At 62.2% G+C, this 23,953-nt stretch carries 23 protein-coding genes; 5 read left to right on the forward strand and 18 right to left on the reverse strand.

Annotated elements, in window-relative coordinates; all coding sequences use genetic code 11:
- Positions 1 to 6 precede the first annotated feature (6 nt).
- From ACS92L_RS05860 to ACS92L_RS05910, 11 genes are all read right to left on the reverse strand, one after another.
- Positions 7 to 1,200 (reverse strand): O-succinylhomoserine sulfhydrylase, encoded by a 1,194-nt coding sequence (locus tag ACS92L_RS05860; protein WP_438767681.1) that lies wholly within the window; start codon positions 1,198 to 1,200, stop codon positions 7 to 9.
- Between the two features lie 154 nt (positions 1,201 to 1,354).
- On the reverse strand, positions 1,355 to 2,872 hold the full coding sequence (gene purF / locus ACS92L_RS05865) for an amidophosphoribosyltransferase (RefSeq protein ID WP_438767683.1): 1,518 nt from the start codon (positions 2,870 to 2,872) through the stop codon (positions 1,355 to 1,357).
- 59 nt (positions 2,873 to 2,931) lie between these two features.
- A complete protein-coding gene (locus ACS92L_RS05870; protein WP_438767684.1) occupies positions 2,932 to 3,486 on the reverse strand; it encodes a CvpA family protein in 555 nt (184 codons plus the stop codon).
- A complete protein-coding gene (locus ACS92L_RS05875) occupies positions 3,483 to 4,313 on the reverse strand; it encodes an SPOR domain-containing protein (protein ID WP_438767686.1) in 831 nt (276 codons plus the stop codon). The genes ACS92L_RS05870 and ACS92L_RS05875 overlap by 4 nt, the downstream gene beginning before the upstream one ends.
- 15 nt (positions 4,314 to 4,328) lie before the next feature.
- Positions 4,329 to 5,588, reverse strand: coding sequence for a bifunctional tetrahydrofolate synthase/dihydrofolate synthase (gene folC, locus ACS92L_RS05880; protein ID WP_438767687.1), 1,260 nt, complete (start codon positions 5,586 to 5,588; stop codon positions 4,329 to 4,331).
- Between the two features lie 5 nt (positions 5,589 to 5,593).
- Positions 5,594 to 6,526, reverse strand: a complete 933-nt coding sequence (gene accD / locus ACS92L_RS05885; RefSeq protein WP_438767689.1) for an acetyl-CoA carboxylase, carboxyltransferase subunit beta — start codon at positions 6,524 to 6,526, stop codon at positions 5,594 to 5,596.
- Between the two features lie 154 nt (positions 6,527 to 6,680).
- On the reverse strand, positions 6,681 to 7,313 hold the full coding sequence (locus ACS92L_RS05890) for a phosphoribosylanthranilate isomerase (RefSeq protein ID WP_438767690.1): 633 nt from the start codon (positions 7,311 to 7,313) through the stop codon (positions 6,681 to 6,683).
- Between the two features lie 18 nt (positions 7,314 to 7,331).
- Positions 7,332 to 8,243 (reverse strand): tRNA pseudouridine(38-40) synthase TruA, encoded by a 912-nt coding sequence (gene truA / locus ACS92L_RS05895; protein ID WP_438767691.1) that lies wholly within the window; start codon positions 8,241 to 8,243, stop codon positions 7,332 to 7,334.
- Positions 8,244 to 8,343: 100 nt separating this feature from the next.
- Positions 8,344 to 9,912 carry a type IV pilus assembly protein FimV gene (locus ACS92L_RS05900; RefSeq protein WP_438767693.1) on the reverse strand — a complete coding sequence of 523 codons (1,569 nt, stop codon included), beginning with the start codon at positions 9,910 to 9,912 and terminating at the stop codon, positions 8,344 to 8,346.
- A gap of 77 nt (positions 9,913 to 9,989) precedes the next feature.
- On the reverse strand, positions 9,990 to 11,105 hold the full coding sequence (asd, locus tag ACS92L_RS05905; protein WP_438767695.1) for an aspartate-semialdehyde dehydrogenase: 1,116 nt from the start codon (positions 11,103 to 11,105) through the stop codon (positions 9,990 to 9,992).
- An 11-nt stretch (positions 11,106 to 11,116) separates the two neighbouring features.
- Entirely contained in the window at positions 11,117 to 11,704 is a 588-nt protein-coding gene (locus ACS92L_RS05910; RefSeq protein ID WP_438767696.1) for a GNAT family N-acetyltransferase, read from the reverse strand.
- Positions 11,705 to 11,728: 24 nt separating this feature from the next.
- On the opposite strand from ACS92L_RS05910, the gene ACS92L_RS05915 reads away from it, so the two are divergent.
- Complete coding sequence (locus tag ACS92L_RS05915) at positions 11,729 to 11,887, forward strand: hypothetical protein (RefSeq protein ID WP_438767698.1); 159 nt, start codon at positions 11,729 to 11,731, stop codon at positions 11,885 to 11,887.
- Here ACS92L_RS05915 and leuB read toward each other — a convergent pair.
- The 3 genes from leuB to leuC all read right to left on the reverse strand — a co-directional run bounded on the left by leuB (position 11,874) and on the right by leuC (position 15,227).
- Complete coding sequence (gene leuB, locus ACS92L_RS05920) at positions 11,874 to 12,956, reverse strand: 3-isopropylmalate dehydrogenase (RefSeq protein ID WP_438767700.1); 1,083 nt, start codon at positions 12,954 to 12,956, stop codon at positions 11,874 to 11,876. The two genes, ACS92L_RS05915 and leuB, sit on opposite strands and share 14 nt — an antisense overlap.
- A 117-nt stretch (positions 12,957 to 13,073) precedes the next feature.
- The gene (gene leuD, locus ACS92L_RS05925) at positions 13,074 to 13,736 is read right to left on the reverse strand and encodes a 3-isopropylmalate dehydratase small subunit (protein WP_438767702.1); all 663 of its coding nucleotides are present in this window, start codon (positions 13,734 to 13,736) and stop codon (positions 13,074 to 13,076) included.
- A 33-nt stretch (positions 13,737 to 13,769) separates the two neighbouring features.
- Positions 13,770 to 15,227 carry a 3-isopropylmalate dehydratase large subunit gene (gene leuC, locus ACS92L_RS05930; RefSeq protein ID WP_438767703.1) on the reverse strand — a complete coding sequence of 486 codons (1,458 nt, stop codon included), beginning with the start codon at positions 15,225 to 15,227 and terminating at the stop codon, positions 13,770 to 13,772.
- Positions 15,228 to 15,387: 160 nt separating this feature from the next.
- Here leuC and ACS92L_RS05935 point away from each other — a divergent pair, with 160 nt between their 5' ends.
- Positions 15,388 to 16,275, forward strand: coding sequence for a LysR family transcriptional regulator (locus ACS92L_RS05935; protein ID WP_438767705.1), 888 nt, complete (start codon positions 15,388 to 15,390; stop codon positions 16,273 to 16,275).
- A 128-nt stretch (positions 16,276 to 16,403) separates the two neighbouring features.
- Positions 16,404 to 17,381, forward strand: a complete 978-nt coding sequence (locus ACS92L_RS05940; RefSeq protein ID WP_438767706.1) for a nucleoside-specific channel-forming protein Tsx — start codon at positions 16,404 to 16,406, stop codon at positions 17,379 to 17,381.
- Between the two features lie 87 nt (positions 17,382 to 17,468).
- On the opposite strand, the gene cysE is transcribed toward ACS92L_RS05940, so the two are convergent.
- Positions 17,469 to 18,299 (reverse strand): serine O-acetyltransferase, encoded by an 831-nt coding sequence (gene cysE, locus ACS92L_RS05945; protein WP_438767707.1) that lies wholly within the window; start codon positions 18,297 to 18,299, stop codon positions 17,469 to 17,471.
- A 262-nt stretch (positions 18,300 to 18,561) separates the two neighbouring features.
- Here cysE and ACS92L_RS05950 point away from each other — a divergent pair, with 262 nt between their 5' ends.
- Positions 18,562 to 19,785, forward strand: coding sequence for a hypothetical protein (locus ACS92L_RS05950; protein WP_438767708.1), 1,224 nt, complete (start codon positions 18,562 to 18,564; stop codon positions 19,783 to 19,785).
- Positions 19,786 to 19,798: 13 nt separating this feature from the next.
- Here ACS92L_RS05950 and aroC read toward each other — a convergent pair whose 3' ends face one another.
- The gene (gene aroC / locus ACS92L_RS05955) at positions 19,799 to 20,890 is read right to left on the reverse strand and encodes a chorismate synthase (protein ID WP_438767709.1); all 1,092 of its coding nucleotides are present in this window, start codon (positions 20,888 to 20,890) and stop codon (positions 19,799 to 19,801) included.
- Between the two features lie 90 nt (positions 20,891 to 20,980).
- A complete protein-coding gene (gene prmB / locus ACS92L_RS05960; RefSeq protein ID WP_438767710.1) occupies positions 20,981 to 21,949 on the reverse strand; it encodes a 50S ribosomal protein L3 N(5)-glutamine methyltransferase in 969 nt (322 codons plus the stop codon).
- A gap of 186 nt (positions 21,950 to 22,135) precedes the next feature.
- On the opposite strand from prmB, the gene ACS92L_RS05965 reads away from it, so the two are divergent.
- Positions 22,136 to 22,720 (forward strand): Smr/MutS family protein, encoded by a 585-nt coding sequence (locus ACS92L_RS05965; protein ID WP_438767711.1) that lies wholly within the window; start codon positions 22,136 to 22,138, stop codon positions 22,718 to 22,720.
- On the opposite strand, the gene ACS92L_RS05970 is transcribed toward ACS92L_RS05965, so the two are convergent.
- The gene (locus ACS92L_RS05970; protein WP_438767713.1) at positions 22,705 to 23,583 is read right to left on the reverse strand and encodes an alpha/beta hydrolase; all 879 of its coding nucleotides are present in this window, start codon (positions 23,581 to 23,583) and stop codon (positions 22,705 to 22,707) included. The genes ACS92L_RS05965 and ACS92L_RS05970 overlap by 16 nt on opposite strands.
- Positions 23,584 to 23,953: the final 370 nt, after the last annotated feature.

Consider the following 23,953-nt stretch of genomic DNA (forward strand, 5'->3'; position numbering starts at 1 on the left):
GCCGGCTTACAGGGCATCGAGACCGCGTGACAGATCTCTTTTGATGTCCTCGAGATGCTCAAGACCCACCGCGATACGGATCAAGCCTTCCGTAATGCCAGCGCTGGCGCGCTGCTCATCGCTTAAGCGCCCGTGTGTGGTAGTAGCCGGGTGGGTAATGGTGGTCTTGAGATCGCCCAGATTGCCGGTAATCGACAAAAGCTGCGTGGCATCGATCACCGACCAGGCACCGCCACGCCCGCCCTTGACTTCCACGCCCAGCACCGCGCCGAAACCGCTTTGCTGGCGTGCGGCCAGCTCATGCTGCGGATGAGAGCTCAAACCGCTGTAGTACACCCTTTCCACCCCGGGGTGCGCCTCGAGCCACTGCGCCAGCGCCAGCGCATTGTCACAGTGGGCGCGCATGCGAAGCCCCAGCGTTTCCAGCCCCTTGGTGAAAATCCACGCATTGAAGGGGCTCATGCTCGGGCCACAGGTGCGCACCACACCGTGCACTTCCTTCACCAGATCGGCACGGCCGACCACGGCGCCGCCGATGGCACGCCCCTGCCCGTCCAGATACTTGGTGGCCGAGTGGATGATCAGATCCGCGCCATGCTCCATCGGGCGTAGCAATGCCGGGGTGCAAAAGCAGTTGTCGATGGCAAGCCAGGCCCCCTGCTCATGCGCGATATCGGCCAGCGCGCGAATATCGGCAATCTCGGAGAGCGGATTGGAGGGCGTCTCGGCAAAGAGCAGTTTCGTGCGCGGCGTCATGGCCGCCTTCCAGGCCTCCAGATCGGAAAGCTCCACAAAATGGGTGACCACGCCGAACTTGCCAAAGTATTTGGCAAACAGGCTGACCGTGGAACCGAACAGCGCCCGCGAGGCCACAATCTCGTCACCGGCTTCCAGAAGCCCGAGTACAGTCGACATGATGGCCGCCATGCCCGACGACGTGGCCACACAGGCCTCGGCCCCTTCCATTGCCGCCAGCCGTGCTTCAAAGGTCTGCACGCTCGGGTTGGTAAAGCGCGAGTAGACGTTGCCCGGCGCTTCGCCGGAAAACTTGGCGGCCGCTTCGGCTGCGCTTTCGTAGACAAAGCTTGAGGTGGGGAAGATCGGTTCGCTGTGCTCCTGCTCATGGGTACGCTGATGGCCGGCACGGATGGCCAGCGTATCCGGATGCAGGGGCTCGCCCTGGTCGTCTTTCTCGAACATGGTGATTTCCTTGATGGTCGAAGGCCGCAGCATCCCTTGAAAATGCCCGGGGCAGCGTCGACCGTGATCGTCATGAACAAAATGACCGGGCGCATGGCCCGGTCATTCAATGAATACCCTTCAGCGATGTCTTACCCTGCCGCGGGCGCGGGAATCAGTCAACTTCCTCAACGTCGTTGTGCAGATCCACCTGGGCGTGGCCGCCGCTGGATTGCTGCTTGGCGGCGTCGCTGCGGGCAATCTCAAGCCGGGCCAGATAGTCCGGATCGATATCGCCGGTCACATAACGACCGTCAAAGACCGAGCAGTCAAACGCTTCAAGTGTCGGGTTGATCTCCCTGACGGCTTCCTTGAGATCGTCGAGATCCTGATAGACCAGTCGGTCGGCCCCGATCAGTTCGGCGACGTCTTCAGTGGTGCGATCAAAGGCAATCAGCTCCATGGCCACCGGCATGTCGATACCGTAGACATTGGGATAGCGCACGGCCGGCGCGGCGGAAGCAAAATAGACGTTTTTAGCGCCGGCTTCGCGCGCCATCTGAATGATTTCGTTGCAGGTGGTGCCGCGCACGATGGAGTCATCCACCAGCAACACGTTCTTGCCGGCAAACTCGATATCGATGGCATTGAGCTTTTGACGCACCGACTTCTGACGCTGGGTCTGCCCCGGCATGATAAAGGTCCGCCCGATGTAGCGGTTTTTCATAAAGCCTTCGCGATACGCCACGTTCAGATGCAGCGCCAGCTCCAGCGCCGCCGTGCGGCTGGTATCGGGAATGGGAATAACGACATCAATATCGTTGTCGGGCCAGTCACGCTTGATCTTCTCGGCAAGCTTTTGCCCCATGCGCATGCGGGTGGCATAGACGTTGGCACCATCGATGATCGAATCCGGGCGCGCCAGATAGACGTATTCGAAGATGCAGGGCGTCAGCCGGACATTTTCAACGCACTGCTGGGTATGCAGGTTGCGCGCCATGTCGATATAAAGCGCCTCACCCGGGGCCAGGTCGCGAATCAGCTCAAAGCCTGCCACATCCAGCGCCACGGATTCGGACGCAATCATGTACTCCGGGCCTTCCGGCGTATCGCGTCGACCGAACACGACCGGGCGAATGCCGTGCGGGTCACGAAAGGCGACCAGCCCCTTGCCATTGATGATCGACACCGCCGCATAACCGCCCTTGCAGCGGCGATGGACCCGGCGAATGGCATCAAAGATGTCTTCGGCTTCCAGGTGATGCCCCTGCTTGCCCAGCTCGTGGGCAAAGACATTGAGCAGCACTTCGGAATCCGAGCTGGTATTGATGTGGCGAAGGTCGGCGTTGAACAGCTCGGCCACCAGCTGTTCGGAATTGGTCAGGTTACCGTTGTGAACCAGCGCAATGCCGTAGGGAGAGTTGACATAGAAAGGCTGGGATTCCGATTCACTGGCAGAGCCGGCCGTTGGATAGCGCACATGGCCGATGCCGATGTTGCCCTTGAGCCGCTGCATGTGGCGCGTATGAAAGACATCACGCACCAGACCATTGCTCTTGCGCAGCAAAAAGCGACCGTTGTTCCAGGTCATCATGCCGGCAGCATCCTGGCCTCGGTGCTGCTGCACCGTCAACGCATCATAGACTGCCTGGTTTACCATCGAGTTGGCCATCAGGCCCACGATACCGCACATGCGTTACATCCTCGCTGTCGGTGATTGCCGGCGCGTTGCCGGCCGTACTGATCGCTTGATCATTGCGACATCTGCCGGGGCAGGTGTCCTTGCAGTTCACGAGCGCGCTGCGATGCTTCATCCATGAGAGACTGATCCGTGTCGAGCTGTTGATACTGGCGAATGGCCATGTCACGCCCCTGCTCGACCCAGGGTAAAAATGTCGACTGGCGCCAGTCATCGGACTGGCTCAGCGGTGTCAGACCCACCACGGCCACGATCACGATAAGCACGAAACCGCCCCGCAGCAGGCCAAACGCGGCGCCCAGAAGACGGTTGAAAAACCCCATTCCGACCCATTCGATCATGGCGTGCAGAAGTCTGATCACCATATTGGCCAGCAACAGCACGACAAATACCACTAGCACAAAGCCGATCACCAAACGAATCTGTGGGCTATCGATATAGTCGGTAAAAAGATCCGCGGCCGGCTGTCCCAGAGCGCGGGCAGCAAGCAGGGCCGCAATCCATGCGGCCAGCCCCAGCCCCTCGCGGATAAAGCCGCGCGCAAACCCCGACAGGACCGAAAATCCCAGAATGATGAGAAAGGCCCAGTCAATCCAGGTCCAGCTCACTGACCACCTTCACGACGAACGATCAGCCCCTTGATGTTGGCCCTGGACTGAAGCTCGGCGCGTGCCCGTTCGCTCTCTTCGGTGGAGCCATAAGGGCCGACATAGACCGTGTTGAGCTCACCACGCGGCTGCTTGTAGGCGGCAAAGCCCTGCGACTTGAGCTGCTCGATCAGACGGTCGGCATTTTCGGGCTGGCCGAAGCTGCCGGCCTGTACGGCCCAGCCGCCGCTGCCGGAGGGCTGGGAGGCACTGGCGCTGTTGCGATTGGCCGCGGCCATGATCGGATCACCCGAAGAGTCATCGCTGCGTGCCGGCGTTTGCCGCTGGGCGCCACTGCTGCTTTCCCGGGTCGTTGTAGCCTGTCGGCTGCTGCTCGAGGAAGCCGCGCTGCTGCCCGAATTTGAAGCGCTACCGGTGCTTGAAGTGCTACCGGCGGAGGAAGCAGCAGTACTGCCACTCGAGGAGGCAGTATTGCCCCCGGTGCGCGCGGTATCGGCATCGCGTGATCCGGTCTGCGGCGATGACGGCTCGGCGCGAGCAGGTGCCTGCTCGGTTTCACGCTGGCGATCCGGGAACAGCTGATTGCTTTGACTGGACTGCCCCGACCGGACGCTGTCATCAACGCGCTCTTCATTCTCGGGCAGCGGTGACTGCGGAGCGGCCACATCACGCTGTGACATGTTGATGGGCTGCTCGATGATCATCGATGAGTCGTCGGCACTTTCCTCGTCATCACTTGAGCCCCCAAACATAATGGGGAGCAGAATAAGGGCCAGGGCCACGATAATGACGATACCGCTGATGCGCTCACGCATGCCGTATTTCATGCGACTCTCTCCTTGTTACGCGGTTCCCTCGCCCCTTTCAAGCCGGGCCAGTGCTTCTGCCACGGTGAAAAAGGAGCCGCAAACCAGTACGTCATCATGTTGTGAATGTTGTTCAAGCCAGGCAATGCCCGCCGCCGGGCTGTCCGCCACGGCCACCACCTCGCCGCCGCGGGCACGAATGATATCTGCCAGAGTAGCCGCCTGTCGCGCTCGCGCCCCGGAAAGGGTTACCGGCAGCCAGTCGTCTACCACCGGCCAGAGCGCCTCGATGACACCCTCGGCGTCCTTGTCGCCCAGCATGCCCAGAAGTGCCACGCGTCGCGTCACGGGCCGCAGCATTAGTTGATCAGCCACATACCCTGCCGCATGCGGATTGTGCGCCACATCCAGACAGTAGCGACCGATACGCTGCATGCGTCCGGCCAGACGGATACCGGACAGCGCCTGTATCAGACGCTCGGAGTCAAGCGGTATGCCCAGCGCCTCAAGCGCTGTCAGCGCACTGGCCGCATTGTCCAGCGGCAGCCCCGGGTCGGGAAGCGACAGGTCATCGAAGGCGCCATCGGGCCGCTGCCACTGCCAGCCGTCGTGGTCATCGCGACGCCAGTCAAAATCTGCACCGAGCACGAGACAGCGAGACACCGGTAATGAGGCGGCATGTGCCGCCACGCTTGCGACCATGTTACGGCTGCCCAGTACGGCCGGATGCCCGGCGCGCAGAATGCCCGCCTTTTCGGTACCGATTTTTTCGATGTCGGTGCCCAGAAAATCGGCGTGATCGAGCGCCACGCTGGTCACGATGCCGACATCGGCATCGATGATATTGGTGGCGTCCAGCTGGCCGCCCAGCCCGACCTCCAGAATGGCCATATCCGGAGCGCGGTCACGAATGATGACAAGCGCTGCCAGCGTGCCCATTTCGAAATAGGTCAGTCCGGTCTCAAGACGCACGGCGTCGATGCGCTCAAAGGCATCGATCAACGCCTCGTCACTGACCTCGTTACCATCAAGCGTCAGGCGCTCGTTGTAGCGCAGCAGATGCGGCGAGGTGTAGCAGGCCGTGCTCAGGCCATGCGCCCGGGCCACGGCCTCGACCATGGCCACGGTCGACCCCTTGCCGTTGGTGCCGGCCACGGTAACGACCCGGCGTGCAATGGGGCCGGACAACAGTCCCAGCCGCTCGGCCACGATGCGAATACGCTCAAGCCCCAGATCGATGGCAACCGGGTGCAGCTTCTCCAGATGGGCCAGCCACTGTGTCAGTGTGAAAGACATGACAATCAGCGTGCGGCGTCAGCGCTGTACGGCTTGCCATCGTCACCTTCCACGTCTTCAAGCATCGTGACGGCAGGCTCGGAGGGACGGTCGGTCAGCGTGCGCAGGATACGCCCCAGTCGGGTACGCATCTCGCTGCGATGGATGATCATGTCGACCGTGCCGTGCTCCAGCAAAAACTCGCTGCGCTGGAAACCCTCGGGGAGTTTTTCGCGCACGGTCTGCTCGATAACACGCGGGCCGGCAAAACCGATCAGGGCATTGGGCTCGGCCACGTTGAGATCGCCCAGCATGGCCAGTGACGCCGACACGCCGCCAAAGACCGGATCCGTGAGTACCGAAATATAGGGCGTCCCGGCTTCACGCAGGCGCTCCAGCGCCGCCGAGGTCTTGGCCATCTGCATCAGTGAGAAAAGGGCTTCCTGCATGCGCGCACCACCGGAGGCGGCAAAGCAGACCAGCGGGCGCTTCTCTTCCCGGGCAATCGTTGCCGCGCGGACGAACTTCTCGCCCACCACGCTGCCCATGGAGCCACCCATGAACTCAAACTCGAACGCCACGGCCACGACCGGCAGACCATCCAGCGTGCCCTTCATGACAATCAGGGCATCCTTTTCTTCGGTGGCCTTCTGCGCGCCGGCCAGGCGGTCCTTGTACTTCTTGGAATCGCGAAACTTGAGCCGGTCCACCGGCTCGAGCTGGGCTGCAATCTCTTCGCGACCGTCGCTGTCCAGAAACCAGGAGAGGCGACGGCGCGCGTTCAAACGCAGGTGGTGATCACACTTGGGGCAGACATTGTGATGCCGCTCAAGCTCGGGCCGATAAAGGACAGCCTCACAATTGGGACATTTACGCCACAGGCCGTCGGGAATGTTGTTGCGACGATCGGTACGGGCAGTACGCCCCATTGAAGGAACAATCTTGTCGAGCCAGCTCATCGAGAAAGGGCTTCCATATCGTTGATGGTCAGTCTTTTAAAATGGGCGCGCCGCAAAAGCGTATGGCGCATTTGCCCATTATCAATCATCGGCGGTAGCGAGGGCCAGTCCGGCGTGCATCAACACCGCACAACCCCTGCCTCGCCTGTCGGCATCAAAGGGTACGCGACGCGCCGTCAGCGTTTTGCACCCGATCAATGAAGGCCCTGATCAGGTCAGGGTCCTTGATGCCGGCACCGGCCTCCACGCCACCGGAAACATCCACACCAAAGGGCGCCACCTGATCGACGGCCCGGGCTATGTTGTCCGGCGTCAGACCACCGGCGAGTATCATCGGCAGTGCCGGATCGCGCGGCACTCGTGACCAGTCAAAGGTTTCACCGGTGCCGCCGGGTACGCCGGGGCGATAGGCATCCAGCAGCAGACCGCGGGCGCGGTGATAGCGCTCGGCCTCATGGGCGAGATCGATATCATCGCGCATGCGCAGCGCCTTGAGCCAGCTCATGCCGTAAAGGTCACAGGCTTCGGGCGCCTCGTTGCCGTGAAACTGAAGCATGTCAAGCCAGGGCGCGCAGCGCATGACGACATCGGCCTCCTGATCCACAAAAAGCCCCACCCGGGTCACAAAGGGCGGCACCCGGGCGGCCAGACGCTCGAGTCGCTCTACCGTCAGCGCCCGCTTGCTGCCGGGCCACATGACAAATCCCAGCGCATCGGCGCCGGCCTCTACTGCAGCATCGACATCCGCTTCACGGGTCAGGCCACAAATCTTGATTCGGGTTCGCATTTATAGAGGTCCTGGCGATTACAAATGTCCTGGCGGTTCACCGCGATAGACCGGTCGCTGATAGTTCGAAGCAGGCAGTGTCCGCTCACCGGTCCACTCGCCGCTGAAGTAAAACTCAGCCGGACCCAGCGGCTCCGAGGGCAGCTCAAAGCGTGGATCATAGTACACATCCACGAAGTGCAAACCCTGTGCCGGCGCCGTTGCCTCGGAGAGGGTGCGGTCCCGGCCTTCCAGAATGTCACGCGTCCGGGAAATATCGCGTCGCTTGTCGCCGATGGTCAGCAACACGCCGGCGATATTGCGCACCATGTGATGCAAAAAGGCATTGGCCTGAATATCGATCACGACCAGCGGCCCGGCACGCGTGACTTCAACGAAATGCACATGGCGCCAGGGCGTACTGGATTGGCAGCCCGCGGCGCGATAGGCGGAAAAGTCGTTTTCGCCGACCAGCGCCTGCGCCGCTTCGTGCATGCGCGTTTCATCCAGCGGAGTGCGATGCCAGGTCATGTGCTCGGCGTCGAGTGCCGGCGGCATGGGCTGATTGATGATCACGTAGCGGTAGCGGCGCGCCAGGCTTGAAAAGCGGGCGTGAAAGTCAAAAGGCATGACGCGCGCCCAGCGAACCGACATGTCACGCGGCAGCTTCACGTTGGTGCCCATGACCCAGGCTTTCAGCGTGCGTGCACTCGTGGTATCAAAATGCACGATCTGGCGGGTGGCATGCACGCCGCTGTCGGTGCGTCCGCTGCACATGACCTCGATGGGCGATTGCGCAATGCGGGAAAGCGCCTTCTCAAGGGCGGCTTGGAGGGAGGGGCCGTGACTCAGGCGCTGCCAGCCCTGATAGGCCGTACCACGGTACTCAAGTCCCAGCGCAATACGGCCGCTGACGCGTTCGGTTTCATCCAGTCGTGTAAAAAGAGACATGTGACTCGGTAATGCAGGGGCTTGCGACCACGAAAATCCTGACTGTCGCGCGGTCGCAAGCCCTCATGTGATTTGAGGGATCGACATCGAACCACCCCCGTCAGGCGTGGCGACGTAAACGATCTGCATCGGGGCGCTCATTATCCGCATCGCCGCCCTCGAATGCCACCTCTTCCAGTGCCCAGTCGTGAGGGAAATCGGCCGTCGGCGCCGTGACAGGCTCCGTCCTTCTGTCAGTGACACCGAAAGCGCTGCCCTGCCCTGATTCGACCTCATCGTGCTGCGCAAACGACTCAAGTGACCACGACGGCGCAAACGCCGGCGTCTCATCAGAAATGGGGTCCGATGCTGTCTGATGGCGCTGTTCGTCCTTTTTGTCGTCACCGGGCTCATCGTTTGGCGCAGTGGCCTCCAGTGCGGCCAGCGCCCGTATCAGCTGAAAATCGTTCGGGTACTGCTCAAGCCCCTTTTCGAGCATGGTGACTGCATGATCCCGCCGGCCGTGGCGACGAAAGACCTCAGCTTCACTGCAGATCGCCTCGACCTGGGCGCGATGGGCGCTCCATGCCGCATCCTGTTCGGCGTGGATGACGTTGTCACCCTGATCCTCACCGCTTGCCTCAAGGGAAGAGGCCGCCTCACCGTCAGTCCTGGAGGGGTTGCTCATCGGCGACAGCTCTGTGGCGCTGACCAGTCGATAGCGCTTTTGTTGCCAGCGGCACAGCAGAGCCCATCCTCCGGCCAACAGCAACAGAAGCGATGCCAGTGCCCAGGTCCAGACAAATCCACTGTCGCGTCCATCAATGGTGGACTCGGGTACTGGCGCGACTGATGCCTCCTGGGGGGAGGTGTCCTGCAGTGGTGCCGCTTCTTGTACAACGGGGTCGGCAGTGGCCGCGGCCGTAAGCCCGTTCTGGTCCAGTTGATCCAGACGGCTTTCCAGCGCCTGCTGACGCGATACCAGCGCTGTCATCCCGGCGGTATCGAACGAATCCTGACCGGCGAGCGACTGCGCCCTGACGGATTCCAGCGCCGACATCAGATTGGTCTGCGCCTCTCGACTGGCGCTCAGCTGCTGCTCCAGACGATCAATCCTCTCTTCGAGCGCGGCAAGACGTCGGGTGTCCTGCGCCGGCGCTTCCCGCGTCTGACGCTCGCCGCCCTGATTACGGCTGGTCTCGCTTGTTGCGGCGAAGCGCTCACCCGCCGCCGGCCTGTCGGAAGTTGCGCCAGCAGCGGTGCTTGCCTGATGATCGGTGACACCACCGGTCGATGGCAGTAGCGTCAGCTGTGGCGTCAGCTCGCCCTGAGGCCAGTTCAGGGTCAGCACCACATCAAGCCAGGGCGTGGCGAGTGGCCGGCTGCCCTGCACCTCCAGATAAAGATGACCGGGGCGGCCGTTGACGGCCAGTCGCAGCGTATCGGTATCGGCACTTCGCACCACATCCATGGCCTGCCAGCGCTCGCTGTCTGCCAGAGCCACGCGAACGTCATCGGCGCGCAGTGCGCCGGTATCGAGCAGCGCCACGCGCGCCCTCAGGGGCTCGTTAAAGCCCGACATGACCTGCGGTGTGGCAAGACCCACGGCCTGTGACGTCATGGACGCCGACATCAAAAGCGTGGCCATCACAACGCTTCGTATACGCAAATGCCAGGGCCGTTCGGCCATCGATACTCTCCACAGCGGTGAAACAAAAAGGGCGCCTCGATGAGGCGCCCTGATGAGCATAACGATGGCAGACGGCGTCAGTGGCGCTCGACCAGCAGCGCCAGCATGCGCCGCAGCGGCTCGGCGGCGCCCCACAGCAGCTGATCCCCGACCGTAAAGGCAGAGAGATACTCTCCGCCCATGGCCATCTTGCGCAGACGACCCACCGGCACATCCAGCGTGCCGGTCACGGCCGCCGGCGTCAGGCGCGCAAGGGTGGCGTCCTTGTCATTGGGCACCACGCTGACCCAATCGTTATGACGTGCAATTCGATCCTCGATCTCGTCTATCGGCACATCACGTGTCAACTTGATCGTAAAGGCCTGCGCGTGAGAGCGCATCGAGCCGATCCGCACGCACAGACCGTCGACCGGCACCGTGTTGGGCGCCATGCCGAGAATCTTGTTGCTTTCAACGCCGCCCTTCCACTCTTCCTTGCTCTGACCGTTGTCCATCTTCTTGTCGATCCACGGCAGCAAGCTGCCGCCCAGCGGTGCGCCAAACTGCTCGATGGGAAAGTCACTGCCACGCATGGCCTCGCTGACCTTGCGATCGATATCCAGAATTGCGGAGGCCGGGTCGTCCAGCTCGGCGCGCGCTGCGTTGCCCACCATCGACATCTGGTTGAGCAGCTCACGCATGTTCTGCGCGCCAGCCCCGGAGGCCGCCTGATAGCTCATGGAGCTCATCCATTCGACAAGGCCTGCCTCATACAGACCGCCCAGCCCCATCAGCATCAGACTGACCGTGCAGTTGCCGCCGGCAAACGTTTTAAAACCCTCGTCCAGACGCTGATCGATCACCTGCCGGTTGACCGGGTCCAGCACGATGACCGTCTCATCTGCCATGCGCAGGGTGCTGGCCGCATCGATCCAGTAACCTTTCCAGCCGGCGTCGCGCAGCTTCTGGTACACCTCGCTGGTGTAATCGCCGCCCTGACAGGTCACGATCACATCCAGCTCGGCCAGCGCCTGAATATCGAACGCGTCCTTGAGCGCAGGTACGTCGACACCCACGTCAGGCCCGGGCCTGCCCGCCTGAGAGGTGGTAAAAAAGACCGGCTCGATCTGCCTGAAGCCGTCCTCTTCCAGCATGCGCTGCAACAGCACGGAGCCCACCATCCCGCGCCAGCCGACAAATCCGGTTCTCAACATCTCGTGTTCCCCTATTGTGATAAATGATTGGAGGGCGTCGCATCACACTCGCCCTGTGCCTCGAGTTCCCGCACAAGCCGCGGATGCAGACGCGCCATTTCAAGGCTGTCCAGATAGCGGCCATGACCAAAGGCCACTCCACGGCTCAAACCTTCGCGCACAAAGCCGTGACGTTCATAAAGCGCGATGGCCCGCTGATTATGGCTGTAGACGCCAAGGCTCAGGCGGGTGACGTTCAGCCAGTTGTCTGCCATGTCGATGGCGGCCCTTAAAAGCTGTCCGCCCATGCCCTGACCGGCGTAGTCGGGATGAACAGAAAGCCCGAGTGTTCGCACATGGGCCACGCGCGGCGTGTCGCTGACCGGATGCAGGCCGACAAGGCCCAGTGCCCTGTCCGGTTGCTGCGGGTCACAGGCACACAGCCAGATATGCTGTCCCGTCTCGCCCCGTTCCAGAAAAGTGCGCCAGCGCTCGACGCCACTCCAGGGCAGCTGCATGGTGCAGGGATAGACTTCATCGCGATTGAATATCTCGGCGACAGCTTCGGCGTCGCGGGGCTGGGCGCGACGAATTTGCCAGCGACCCTGCGTTGACGACATGTTCTCTCCTAGGGATCCGGGGCCATGTTTTCAGTCTACCCGGGCGATCCTCGACAACGCCACTTAACGGCCCTTGCCGCCGCCATGAAAGAAAACGGCAGCGAGCACCCCGGCTCGCTGCCGTCTGCAGGCGGGCGTGCCCCGCCATGGTTGAGCGATGTCGAGGATCTCAGGCCGCGTTGAAGACGGCGAGCACGGCGTCACCCATCTCCTCGGTCGTGACCTGCCGAGTGCCTTCGTAGGCGATGTCCGCGGTGCGCAGGTTCTGATCCAGCACCGAGCCTACCGCCTGCTCGATGCGTGCGGCCAGCTCAGGCGCGCCCAGGGAGTAGCGCAGCATCATGGCCACCGACAAAATGGTCGCCAACGGGTTGGCCAGCCCCTGGCCGGCAATATCCGGTGCGCTGCCGTGGCAGGGTTCGAACATGCCCTGCCCGCTCTCATTGAGCGAGGCCGAGGGCAGCATGCCGATCGAGCCGGTCAGCATGGCGGCCGCATCGGAGAGAATGTCGCCGAACATGTTGCCGGTGACGATCACGTCAAACTGCTTGGGCGCGCGCACCAGCTGCATGGCCGCGTTGTCCACATACATGTGCGAGAGCTCGACATCCGGATATTCCGGCGCCAGCTCGTTCATGATGTCGCGCCACAAAATGGTGACTTCCAGCACGTTGGCCTTGTCGACACTGCAGAGCTTTTTGCCGCGCTTTTGCGCCATCTCGAACGCCACCCGGCCAATGCGGCGAATCTCGTGCTCGTCATAGACGTAAGTGTTGTAGCCGTAGCGCGTGCCGTCTTCACGCGTCTCACGCCCGCGCGGCTGGCCGAAATAGATCCCGCCGGTCAATTCACGCACGATCATGATATCAAGGCCTGAGACGACCTCCGGCTTGAGACTCGAGGCCTCGACCAGCTGCGGATACAACAGCGCCGGGCGCAGATTGCCAAAGAGATTGAGCTCCTTGCGCAGTGCCAGAAGGCCCTTTTCCGGACGATTGCTGATATCGGGCATGGTGTCCCACTTCGGCCCGCCCACGGCGCCCAGCAGGATGGCGTCCGCCGCTTTGGCCTTTTCCAGCGTCTCGGGGGCCAGCGGCACGCCGGAGCGATCGATTTCGGCGCCGCCGACCGGGGCTTCCTCGATATCGATATCAAGGCCCGCGTTGCGACAGGCGTCCAGTACGCGGCGCGCCTGGCGAGTAATTTCGGGGCCGATGCCGTCACCCGGCAGGACAAGAATACGTTGTGTCATGACAATTCCGTTGACGCCATCCCCGTTCGGGCATGGTACGTTTCTGACATAAAGGAAATACCGGGTGTCGGGGTACTACGACCTGCCGACACCCGTAAATCTGCAAGGACCATTGCCTCAGGCCTGATTGGCCGCTTCCCCGCGAAACAGCCACGGCTGCGAGGCGCGATGACGCGTTTCGAACTCGCGAATCGCATCACTGTTGTCGGTCAGCGTCAGGCCGATATCGTCCAGGCCGTTTTCAAGGCAGTACTTGCGAAACGGGTCGACCTCGAACTCGATCGCCTCCCCCTCGGGGGTCATGATCTTTTGCTCGATCAGATCGACATCCAGACGATAGCCGGGCGTTTTTTCAACCGCCTCGAACAAATGATCCACCGTGGCCTCATCGAGCTGAATCAGCAGCAGCCCGTTTTTAAAGGCGTTGTTGAAAAAGATATCGGCAAAGCTCGGCGCGATGATGACGCGAAAGCCAAAATCTTCCAGCGCCCAGGGCGCGTGCTCGCGCGAGCTGCCGCAGCCAAAGTTCTTGCGCGCCAGCAGCACGCTGGCGCCCTCATAGCGCGGCTGATTGAGCACGAACTCCGGATTGATCGGTCGGTTCGAGCAATCCTGACCCGGGTAGCCCTCATCGAGATAGCGCAGCTCATCGAAGAGATTGGGTCCAAAGCCGGTGCGCTTGATCGACTTGAGAAACTGCTTCGGGATAATCAGGTCGGTATCGACGTTGGCACGATCCAGCGGCGCAACCAGACCCTTTTGGCGGACAAAGGCTTTCATGGCGGTTTCCTTGAAAATGGCGTGGTCGAGCGCTTAAAGCCCGGCGGCGCGTTTGGTCGGCACGGGCGTGTCCACGAACTCGCGAACATCAACAAAGTGACCGGTCACGGCGGCCGCAGCGGCCATGACCGGACTAACCAGATGCGTGCGCCCGCCGTAGCCCTGACGCCCCTCGAAGTTGCGATTCGAGGTCGAGGCGCAGTGCTCGCCGGCGCCCAGCTTGTCGGCGTTCATGGCCAGACACATCGAGCAGCCCGCCTCGCGCCACTCGAAACCGGCGTCAATAAACACCTGATCCAGCCCTTCCTGCTCGGCCTGACGCTTCACCAGCCCGGAGCCGGGGACCACCATCGCCTGCTTGATGCTGCCGGCCACCTCGCGGCCCTTGACCACGGCCGCCGCGGCACGCAGATCCTCGATGCGCGCGTTGGTGCACGACCCGATAAACACCCGGTCCAGCCGGATATCGGTGATTTTCTGGCCGGCGTGCAGCCCCATGTACTCCAAGGCGCGGTCGAGGCCGCGACGCGTGGTCTCATCCTCGGCTGCTGCCGGGTCGGGCACGCTGCCGTGAATGCCCACGACCATTTCAGGACTGGTGCCCCAGCTGACCTGCGGCTCGATGGCGGTGGCGTCGAGTGTGACCACCTTGTCAAAGGCGGCGTCGTCATCGGATACCAGCGATTGCCAGCTCTCGACCGCGGCGTCCCACTGCTCGGGCGTCGGGGCGAAGGGGCGACCCTTGACGTAATTGATAGTGGTGTCATCCACCGCCACCAGTCCCACGCGGGCGCCTGCTTCGATCGCCATGTTGCAGATCGTCATGCGACCTTCCATGGAGAGATCCCGAATGGCGCTGCCGGCAAACTCGATGGCGTAGCCGGTGCCGCCGGCCGTGCCGATCTCACCGATGACAGCCAGCACGATGTCCTTGGCGGTCACGTGAAGCCCGAGCTGACCTTCAACGCGCACCTGCATGTTCTTCATCTTGCGCTGGATCAGACACTGCGTGGCCAGCACATGCTCGACCTCGGAGGTGCCGATGCCATGCGCCAGCGCGCCGAAGGCGCCGTGCGTGGCGGTATGCGAATCGCCGCAGACCACGGTCATGCCCGGCAGCGTCGCGCCCTGCTCGGGGCCGATGATGTGCACGATGCCCTGACGCACATCGTTGATGCCAAAGGTCTCGATGCCAAAGCTGGTGGTGTTGTCATCCAGCGTCTGGACCTGGATGCGCGAGACGTTGTCCTCGATACCCGCAATACCGGCGCTACGCTCTTTCAGAGAGGTCGGCACGTTGTGATCGGCGGTGGCAATGTTGGCATCGATGCGCCAGGGGCGACGATCGGCCAGACGCAGCCCTTCAAAGGCCTGCGGCGAGGTCACCTCATGAAGCAGATGACGGTCGATATAGATCAATGAGGTACCGTCATCCCGGCTGGACACCAGATGCGATGCCCAGAGCTTGTCATAAAGCGTCTGTCCTGCCATGTCGTCTCTCCTTGCGCTCGGGGCGCTTTCACGGTCCATGATGCTCTGGAGCTCTTGTTGTCGACGGGCTCATCAGCACCTGTATGGCGCCCAGCCTACGCCGCGATATACCATGAAAGCAATTCATCCTATTCATGCCATGCATTCCGGAGAGGAATAGATGGAAACCGAAAGCCTGCGGGCCTTTGTCGCCGTGGCCGAGTGCGGCTCCTTTTCGCTGGCCGCCGAACAGATTCATCTGACGCAGTCCGCGGTGAGCAAACGCATTGCCACGCTTGAATCGCAAACGGATGCCCGGCTCTTTGATCGCATCGGCCGGCGCATCGCGCTGACCGAGGCCGGTCATACGCTGCTGCCGCGCGCCAGGGAGATTCTGGGTCTGTTCGAGGATACCCAACGGGCACTGACTCGCCTGAGCGGGACGGTGCGCGGCCGGTTGAGCCTGGCCACCAGCCACCACATCGGACTGCATCGTCTGCCGCCGGTGCTGCGCGACTACACCCGCCGCTGGCCGGACGTGCGCCTGGATATGCGCTTCATGGACTCCGAGCAGGCCTATCAGGGGGTCCTTGATGGCTCGCTGGAGCTGGCGCTGGCAACGCTTGCCCCTCAAACGGCGCCACCGCTGGTCGCCACCGGGCTATGGGTCGATCAGCTTCACTTTGTCTGCGCCCCGGACCATGCGCTGGCACATGAACCATCGCTGAGTCTGGCCCGGCTCAGTCGGGTGGACGCCGTGCTGCCCGGCGAGCAGACCTTTACCCGTGCCATGGTCATGAGCGCCTTTGCCCGCGAGGGACTTGAGGTGAGTGTGTCGATGTCTACCAACTATCTGGAGACACTCAAGATGATGGTCAGCACCGGACTGGGATGGAGCGTGTTGCCCGAGACCCTGATTGACGACAGCGTGCATCGCCTTGATGTGGATCGCCCCCCGATCGAGCGCCCGCTGGGCTATCTCTTTCATGAAAACCGCACGCTTTCCAACGCCGCCCGCGCCATGATCGATCTGCTGGAGTCGTCCCGACAGGCGACAGGTGATGTTTAAACCATCGCCGACCCTGCAGTAGTTGCATCATTATCCCCGGCATGGTGCCATTTCAGCCGGTAGAGCCAACCTGCCAAACACAACGATAACCTGATCAATAACAACACAACGTCTTGCAAGGAATGATCATGTCCAACCCTCTACGCATGCCCATCACATGCCGGGCGAGCCTGCGTGCGTCGCATGGCATGCCCCGTGTTCTGATCGCGACCGTCCTGCTGCTGCCGCTATCGGTACAGGCCGACCCGCAGACGCCCGATGGCTCGGCGGCCTCGGGTGAAACCGCCAGCTACGAAACCACCGATGATGCGCCGCGCAGCGCCTATCTGTCGGACTGGTACAACCAGAACGTCACCGTCATCGGCAGCAAGGACATCCGCTTCGGGCCACAGCGCATCGATGATGTCTATCTGGAATACGAGTTCTTTGGTCGCAAGGGGCCGCTGGATCTCTACGGCTACATCGACATGCCCAAGTTTTTCGGCATCGGCAATGCCGCCGACAGCGGGATATTTGACAACGGCTCGCCGATCTTTGCCGAGATCAAGCCACGACTGTCGCTTAACGAGCTCAGCGGGCGCGATCTGAGCCTGGGGCCTGTGAGCGAATGGTATCTGGCGGCCAACTGGATCTATGACTGGGGGCACAACAGCGACAATCGCCAGAACACGCTCTATACCGGTCTGGGCAGCGATATCGACACCGGCACGCCGCTGGATGTCTCGTTCAACTTCTACGGCAGGTATCAGTGGGAGAACTACGGAGCGGATAACGAAAACAGCTGGGACGGCTATCGCGCCCAGCTCGAGTACAGCTACCCGCTGGCAAGCTTTGATAACGGAGCCAGCCTCTTCTATGCCGGCTTCACCAACTATGATTTCGGCTCGGATCTGGGCGACGACGACCCGACGCGCACCAACGAATCGGTGGTGGCCACCAACGCTTTTGTCTACTCCTTTACGCACCTTCGCTTCATGGCCGTGGCACGCTATTTCCATAATGGCGGCCAGTGGAACGACGGCAGCGAGCTGAACTTCGGCGACGGCGATTTCCGCGTGCGCAGCACCGGCTGGGGCTACTACTTCGGCGTGGGCTGGCAGTTCTGATCCAGCGTGTGTCGCACAAAACGTGTCGTACAAAAAGGGGCCGGTCATGTGACCGGCCCCTTGTGTATCGCGTGTGCTCAGAACGTCTCAGCTGCCCTGTTGGTACCACTGGGGGCTGGCCACGTGCTGAAAACTGCCGTGCTCCATGGTGACCGACGGGCTCGGACATCGCGGCCGACCGGCCTGACGTGCGGGAATGCCCACCACCGTGGTGTGCTCGAGCACACGAGCCAGCACCACGCTCCCGGCCCCGATCTGGGCGCCATGGCCGATCTCGATATTGCCCAGCACGGTGGCGCCGGCACCGATCAGGACACCGCTGCGCACCTTGGGGTGGCGATCGCCGCTCTCCTTGCCGGTGCCGCCAAGCGTCACGCCCTGCATGATCGAGACGTTGTCGCCGATCTCGGCGGTCTCGCCAATGACAATGCCCGTCCCGTGATCGAGCATGACCCCGCGCCCCACGCGACAGGCCGGATGAATGTCGATGCCAAAGACCTGGGTGGCGCGATGGTGCAGTGCACGCGCCAGAATGCGCCGATCGTCACCCCACAGAGCATGCGCCAGGCGATGCGCCTGCAGCGCCTGAAAGCCCTTGAGATAGAGCATGATGGGCAGATAGTCGCTGCTGGCGGCGTCACGTTCGAGAACCGCTGTCATGTCACATGCCGCGCTCTCGACCAGAGACGGGTGCGCCTGATAAAGGCCCTGAAAACAACACGTCAACGCCTCGACCGACAGTGTCCTGTCGGCAAGCGTTGATGCCATGACAGAGGTCAGACATCCTTCCAGGCGGGATTGCGATACCACATGGGCGTCGAGCATTGCCGCCAGCAGGGGCTCATCCCGAGTGGCAGCAAGGGCTTCCTGATGCAGCAGGCCGAAGACGTCGGCCTGAGTGCTGATTTCATGCAGCATATTGCTTCTCATCGAAGATATTGTGTCCGTCGAAGACATACCACCCCTCCCCCATCCTGGGCCCTGTCGACGCGAAATAGAGTAACTCAGCGTAACTTTTTGTGCTTCAAGCGTTTGTATCGGCGCGCGTTTCAACACAATAGCGTGATGAAAGTCACTTTCTGCACCAGACTCTGGCATCGGCGTTGATGCCGAACGCTTGCCCTTTAAAAACATTGCAGATCACATGCCACCCGATACAAGTAGCCAGGCCGCATCCCGCTTGCAGGATTCATCAGAGACAAGTGATCGTCACACGGCTTCCACGCTGACGGTGGGCCTGATACCGGCGCCCGAATTTCCCGAGCAGCTGGTGTCGCTGATCATTGACGAGCTGGCCGATCATCTCTGCCGCGAGGTCGACGACACCTGCCAGTGGCAGCTGGACCGCGTCACCGACCCGCTGATCGGTGCCGAGGACAGCACCCGCGACATCCTCTCCAAGGCGCATGAGCTTAGCCGGTCGCGCCAGTGGGACTATATTATCTGCATTACCGATCTACCCGTTTTTCGCGACCGCCAGGTGGTCGTGGCAGAAGTCTGCGAGGCCCGGAGCGTGGCCATCATTTCACAGCCGGCGCTGGGCGCCTCTCCCTTGCGTCGCCGGCTGGCCGAATCCATCGTACAGCTGGTCAGCGAGCTGCATCACGGCAGCTCCGAGGCCGAGCGCGACCGCCAGCAGACGCGTCACTTCAGCAAGCGACGCAGCTTTCTGGACTGGTGGCGTCGACACAACGCCCGGGGTCTGATGCGCCAGCGTCTTTCCGAGCGCATCGCTCCGATCAAGCGGGTCAACGTGGAGGACGATGAGCAGGACATCGATGTCCGCTTTGTCGCCGCCCGGCGCGTGCCCGGTCTGTGCAAGCTGCTGGGCGGCATGGTTCGGGCCAATCGCCCGTGGACCATATTCCCCACCTTTCGAAAGATCATTGCCGTGGCCTTTGCCACCGGCGCCTACGGACTGATTTTCCCGACCCTGTGGCGTTTGAGCGATGCCTATGAGCCGTGGCGGTTTGCCGCCCTCATGGTGGCCGCCATGACAGCCATGATTGGCTGGATCATTCTTGATCACGGCCTGTGGGAGCCGCAGCGCCATCCTCGGGCCTTCCCCATGGCGCGGCTTTATAACCTTACCACCCTGATCACTCTGGGCATGGGCGTGGTGTTTTACTACGTTTCGCTGCTGGGGCTGTTTTTGGGTGCCGTGGCACTGTTTGTGCCCTCGAGTCTTTTACAGACCGCACTGGGGCACGAAATCGCCATCGTGGATTACCTGTCGCTGGCCTGGCTTGCCACTTCGGTGGCCACCGTCGCCGGGGCGCTGGGCGCCGGCCTTGAAAGTGACGAAACGGTGCGCGCCACCACCTATGGCTATCGGCAAAAGGCCCGCCAGAAGCGGGCCCGTGAACTTGCCGAAGAGGCAGAGAAACACCAAAAGCGTCAGTAACCGTCAAACGCCACTAGCGCTGTTTGAGCCGGGGCGTCTCGACGCTGACCTCACCGTTTTGCCCGCGCTGGCGCAGCAGATGATCCATCAGGGTCAGCGCCATCATGGCCTCCGCGATCGGCGTGGCACGAATACCCACGCAGGGGTCATGACGCCCCTTGGTGATGACCTCGACCGCCTCGCCGTGCACGTCGATCGAGCGACCGGGCGTGGTAATGCTGGAGGTCGGCTTGAGCGCCAGATGCGCCACCACCGGCTGGCCGGTAGAGATGCCGCCCAGTACGCCGCCGGCATGATTGGAGAGAAAGCCTTCAGGCGTCATCTCGTCACGGTGCTCGCTGCCGCGCTGAGCGATGCTGTCAAAACCGGCGCCGATCTCGACGCCCTTGACCGCATTGATGCTCATCAAACCGTGCGCCAGTTCGGCATCCAGACGATCAAAAACCGGTTCGCCCAGTCCGACCGGCACGCCTTCGGCCACTACCGTGATACGGGCGCCGACGCTGTCCTGATCCCTTCTGAGCTGATCCATGTAGGCCTCAAGCTCCGGCACGCGATCCGGGTCAGGGCAGAAAAAGGGGTTGTCATCGACGCCGTCCCAGCTTTTGAAGTCGATGGTGATCGGGCCGAGCTGGCTCATGTAGCCGCGTACGCTGATGCCCCTTGCCGCCAGATACTTCTTGGCAATCGCCCCGGCGGCTACCCTCATGGCGGTCTCGCGCGCACTCGAGCGACCGCCGCCGCGATAGTCGCGAATGCCGTACTTGTGATGATAGGTATAGTCGGCATGTGCCGGGCGGAACTGGTCCTTGATCTTCGAGTAGTCCTTCGAGCGCTGATCGGTATTTTCGATCATCAGACCGATCGGCGTGCCGGTGGTAACGCCCTCGAACACGCCCGACAGAATACGCACCTCGTCGGCTTCGCGGCGCTGCGTGGTATGACGCGAACTGCCGGGGCGACGACGATCCAGATCCCGCTGCAGATCCGCCTCGCAAAGCGCCACGCCCGGCGGACAGCCATCCACGATGGCGCCCAGCGCCTGGCCGTGGCTTTCACCAAAGGTGGTCAGCGTAAAGAGTTTGCCGAAGGTATTACCGGACATGTTGTGTTCCTGAAAGTGCGCCGTACAGACCGATGGGCCGGTCGCACGACAGATCAAAATTCAAACCGGTGCCTGTCCCGATCCGGTGGATCAATGCGACAGCGTCGACGCCCATTCGTCCAGCTGCGCCGCCGTCAGCGCAAACACGCCGTGCCCGCCGCGCTCGAACTCGAGCCACAAAAACGGCACCTCCGGCCAGGTCTCGATCACGTGGCGCTCGGAGTTGCCCACTTCCACGAGCAGCACGCCATCATCGGTCAGATACTCGCGCGCCTCGCGCAGGATGCGTCGAACGATATCCAGCCCGTCATCGCCGGCGCCGAGCGCCAGTGTCGGCTCGTGTCCAAACTCGGCAGGCATGCCGCCCAGATCCCCGGCATCCACATAGGGCGGGTTGCTGACGATCAGATCAAAGCGCTGCCCGGCCACCGGCGCGAAAAGGTCCCCGGCCACTGCCTTCACGCGTGCCCCGACGTCGTGACGGGTGATGTTGGCACGCGCCACGTCGATGGCGTCTTCGCTGATATCGGCCAGTATAACGTGGGTCGTGGGCATCATCAGCGCCGCGGCGATCCCGATACAGCCCGACCCGGTACACAGATCGAGCATATGCGCCGGGTCGCGCGTTTCAAACCACAGATCAAAACCCGACTCGATCAGCTCGGCAACCGGCGAGCGCGGAATCAGGACGCGCTCATCGACATTGAACGCAAAGCCGGCATGGAAGGCTTCTCCCAACAAATAGGGCAACGGGCGACGCTCGACGGCGCGTGCACGCAACAGGGTAATAATGCGAGCACGTTCGATACGCAGTACCCGGGCATCAATGATGGCCGGGTCGATGTCATGAGGCAGGCGCAGCGCGCCCAGCACCAGCGCCACGGCTTCATCCCAGGCGCTTGCCGTGCCGTGACCGTAATGAAGGTCATGGGCGTTAAAGACGCTGACCGACAGGCGCAGATAATCGCGCACGGTGATCAGCTCATCGATCAGGGTGTCATCATCAAGAGACAGTGGCGCGGCGGCGGGTACAGGCATGCGGGCAGAAACGTCGCTCATGAATGCGGCGGCCTTGTCGAGTGGTATTCAAAAGAGGAAAGAGCGAAAGTGTACCCGTTATGCCGCACCGGTGCATCGGTACAGGCCTGCACATCGCCACTTCATTCCCTATAATTACCGGCTGAATTCATGACCCCGATGCCACCGTCGGCATGAGGGTCAACACCACCCAGCGGAGAATAAGGCATGACCGGTAACCGCCAACCTGACGATGACGACCGGACAGCCTTTCGCGAGGCCATGCAGGGCAGCGATATTCGCCCCGTTCATCACGACCGTGCCGACACCGGTCGCATGCCGCACCGCAGTGAGCTGCGCCGTCGACGCGAAGCCGCGGCCAGCAGCGCCAACACGGTATCGGCCACCTCCTCTCGCACCTCCGATGGGCGGGTTGACCCGGTTCGCCCGTCAGAAACGCTCATGTTCGCCCTGAGCGATCTACCGCATCGAACGCTTTCCCAGCTCAAGCGCGGAGCCATTGCCTGGCAGACGGGGCTGGATCTTCACGGCTACGATCTCGAGCAGGCCAGAACCGAGCTCGAAGCCTTCCTTCACGAAGCACGTGCCAACCGGGCGCGCTGTGTGCTGATCGTTCATGGCAAGGCGTGGTCGGGCGCGGCACGCTATCCCGTCATCAAAAGCCACGTTAACGCCTGGCTGCGGGAACTCCCCGAAGTGCTGGCCTTTTGTTCGGCGCAGGACCGCGACGGCGGCACCGGCGCCGTCTATGTGTTGCTGCGCCGCACGCGTGAGGATTACGCCACGCCATAGGCCTCAAAAATCGCCCGGGCCACGCCTTCCACACTGTGCGGCTCAAGGTGAAGGTGATGACCGCCCGGCACGCGATGGGTGGTCAGGGTTGTCATCTCATGGCGCACGCCTTCCCGGTCCAGATGATCCCCCACGATGCCGTTGTCGGCCTGGATCAGATCGAGCGGTGCCTGAATCGACAGCAGCATGTCGCGCGACTGTTCCGGCGTCAGCTTGACCTGCGAGGGGCGCAGCAGTCGCGGGTCGGTGCGATAGCGCATGCGCGTGTCGTCCTGCATCAGGCTGCGCGCGATGAGCGGCTCGGCCGTGTCGTGATCCAGCGGTGTTACAGCACCCGCCACACGTGCCTCGAGCGCGGCTTCAAGGGTTGCGTAGGACGGCGGCGGTGACAGCGGTCGACGCACGCCCAGTACGCCGTTGCGCAGCTGACGTGTCGACTGATTGACCGGCGTTGTCAAGGCACCGATGCCATCAATGAGCCACAGCCGCTCAACGCGTTCGGGCAGTGCCGCAGCCAGCAGACAGGAGACGCAGGCGCCCAGCGAATGCGCCAGCAGCGTGGCCTGCTTGATCCCCAGATCATCAAGGGCATCCAGCACGTCGTGGATATAGTCCCACAGCGCGTAATCGGTGCCCCGGCTCAGCCACTGTGACTTGCCGTGGCCGGCAAAATCGATGGCCACGATACGAACATCGAGCTTTTCCACCAGCATTGGCGCCAGCCGGGTAAAGGTGGCGGCGTTGTCCAGCCAGCCATGCAGGGCCACCCAGGTCGGCGCCTGCATCGACAGCCCTTCCCGCTCCCATACCAGACCGGCCAGACGATTATCGGCCAAACGGCACTCTCGCGGTCTTGCGCTCATCCTGCTCGCTCCATCGTTATCAAATGAGAAACAATACGACGGCCAACGATATGATGCACTCCCTGCGCCTGCGAAACGTGTTGAACATTGTCCGGGCGAGGCACACGACATGATGCCAGCGCGTCGCGACCGAGTGTCACAGGGCTTTGGGCTCGCCGAGTTCGTGACCGGCGCGTATCATGGCGCTCCTTTCACCCCATCTGTTCCGGAGTCGTGAATGTCTGCTTCCTCCCGCCGTCTGCGCAATCGTCTCTTTTTTGCCGTGGTGCTGGCCGGTCTGGTCACCGGGTTCGCAACGCTCTAGCCCCGCCCCGATACGACTTTCCAACCGGTCTGCTTCATGATCGCCTCTGTCGGGGCGGCATCATGA

This window comes from Kushneria halocnemicola (genome assembly GCF_965650455.1).
In the GTDB taxonomy this organism is placed as follows: Bacteria; Pseudomonadota; Gammaproteobacteria; order Pseudomonadales; family Halomonadaceae; genus Kushneria.

Bases quoted from the DNA above. Each gene is read 5' to 3' on its own strand.
- ACS92L_RS05860 (WP_438767681.1), bottom strand. From the start codon at position 1,200: ATGTTCGAGAAAGACGACCAGGGCGAGCCCCTGCATCCGGATACGCTG.
- purF (WP_438767683.1), bottom strand. From the start codon at position 2,872: ATGTGCGGTATCGTGGGCCTGATGGCCAACTCGATGGTAAACCAGGCA.
- ACS92L_RS05875 (WP_438767686.1), bottom strand. From the start codon at position 4,313: ATGAAATACGGCATGCGTGAGCGCATCAGCGGTATCGTCATTATCGTG.
- folC (WP_438767687.1), bottom strand. From the start codon at position 5,588: ATGTCTTTCACACTGACACAGTGGCTGGCCCATCTGGAGAAGCTGCAC.
- accD (WP_438767689.1), bottom strand. From the start codon at position 6,526: ATGAGCTGGCTCGACAAGATTGTTCCTTCAATGGGGCGTACTGCCCGT.
- ACS92L_RS05890 (WP_438767690.1), bottom strand. From the start codon at position 7,313: ATGCGAACCCGAATCAAGATTTGTGGCCTGACCCGTGAAGCGGATGTC.
- truA (WP_438767691.1), bottom strand. From the start codon at position 8,243: ATGTCTCTTTTTACACGACTGGATGAAACCGAACGCGTCAGCGGCCGT.
- ACS92L_RS05900 (WP_438767693.1), bottom strand. From the start codon at position 9,912: ATGGCCGAACGGCCCTGGCATTTGCGTATACGAAGCGTTGTGATGGCC.
- asd (WP_438767695.1), bottom strand. From the start codon at position 11,105: ATGTTGAGAACCGGATTTGTCGGCTGGCGCGGGATGGTGGGCTCCGTG.
- ACS92L_RS05910 (WP_438767696.1), bottom strand. From the start codon at position 11,704: ATGTCGTCAACGCAGGGTCGCTGGCAAATTCGTCGCGCCCAGCCCCGC.
- ACS92L_RS05915 (WP_438767698.1), top strand. From the start codon at position 11,729: ATGTTTTCAGTCTACCCGGGCGATCCTCGACAACGCCACTTAACGGCC.
- leuB (WP_438767700.1), bottom strand. From the start codon at position 12,956: ATGACACAACGTATTCTTGTCCTGCCGGGTGACGGCATCGGCCCCGAA.
- leuD (WP_438767702.1), bottom strand. From the start codon at position 13,736: ATGAAAGCCTTTGTCCGCCAAAAGGGTCTGGTTGCGCCGCTGGATCGT.
- leuC (WP_438767703.1), bottom strand. From the start codon at position 15,227: ATGGCAGGACAGACGCTTTATGACAAGCTCTGGGCATCGCATCTGGTG.
- ACS92L_RS05935 (WP_438767705.1), top strand. From the start codon at position 15,388: ATGGAAACCGAAAGCCTGCGGGCCTTTGTCGCCGTGGCCGAGTGCGGC.
- ACS92L_RS05940 (WP_438767706.1), top strand. From the start codon at position 16,404: ATGTCCAACCCTCTACGCATGCCCATCACATGCCGGGCGAGCCTGCGT.
- cysE (WP_438767707.1), bottom strand. From the start codon at position 18,299: ATGCTGCATGAAATCAGCACTCAGGCCGACGTCTTCGGCCTGCTGCAT.
- aroC (WP_438767709.1), bottom strand. From the start codon at position 20,890: ATGTCCGGTAATACCTTCGGCAAACTCTTTACGCTGACCACCTTTGGT.
- prmB (WP_438767710.1), bottom strand. From the start codon at position 21,949: ATGAGCGACGTTTCTGCCCGCATGCCTGTACCCGCCGCCGCGCCACTG.
- ACS92L_RS05965 (WP_438767711.1), top strand. From the start codon at position 22,136: ATGACCGGTAACCGCCAACCTGACGATGACGACCGGACAGCCTTTCGC.
- ACS92L_RS05970 (WP_438767713.1), bottom strand. From the start codon at position 23,583: ATGAGCGCAAGACCGCGAGAGTGCCGTTTGGCCGATAATCGTCTGGCC.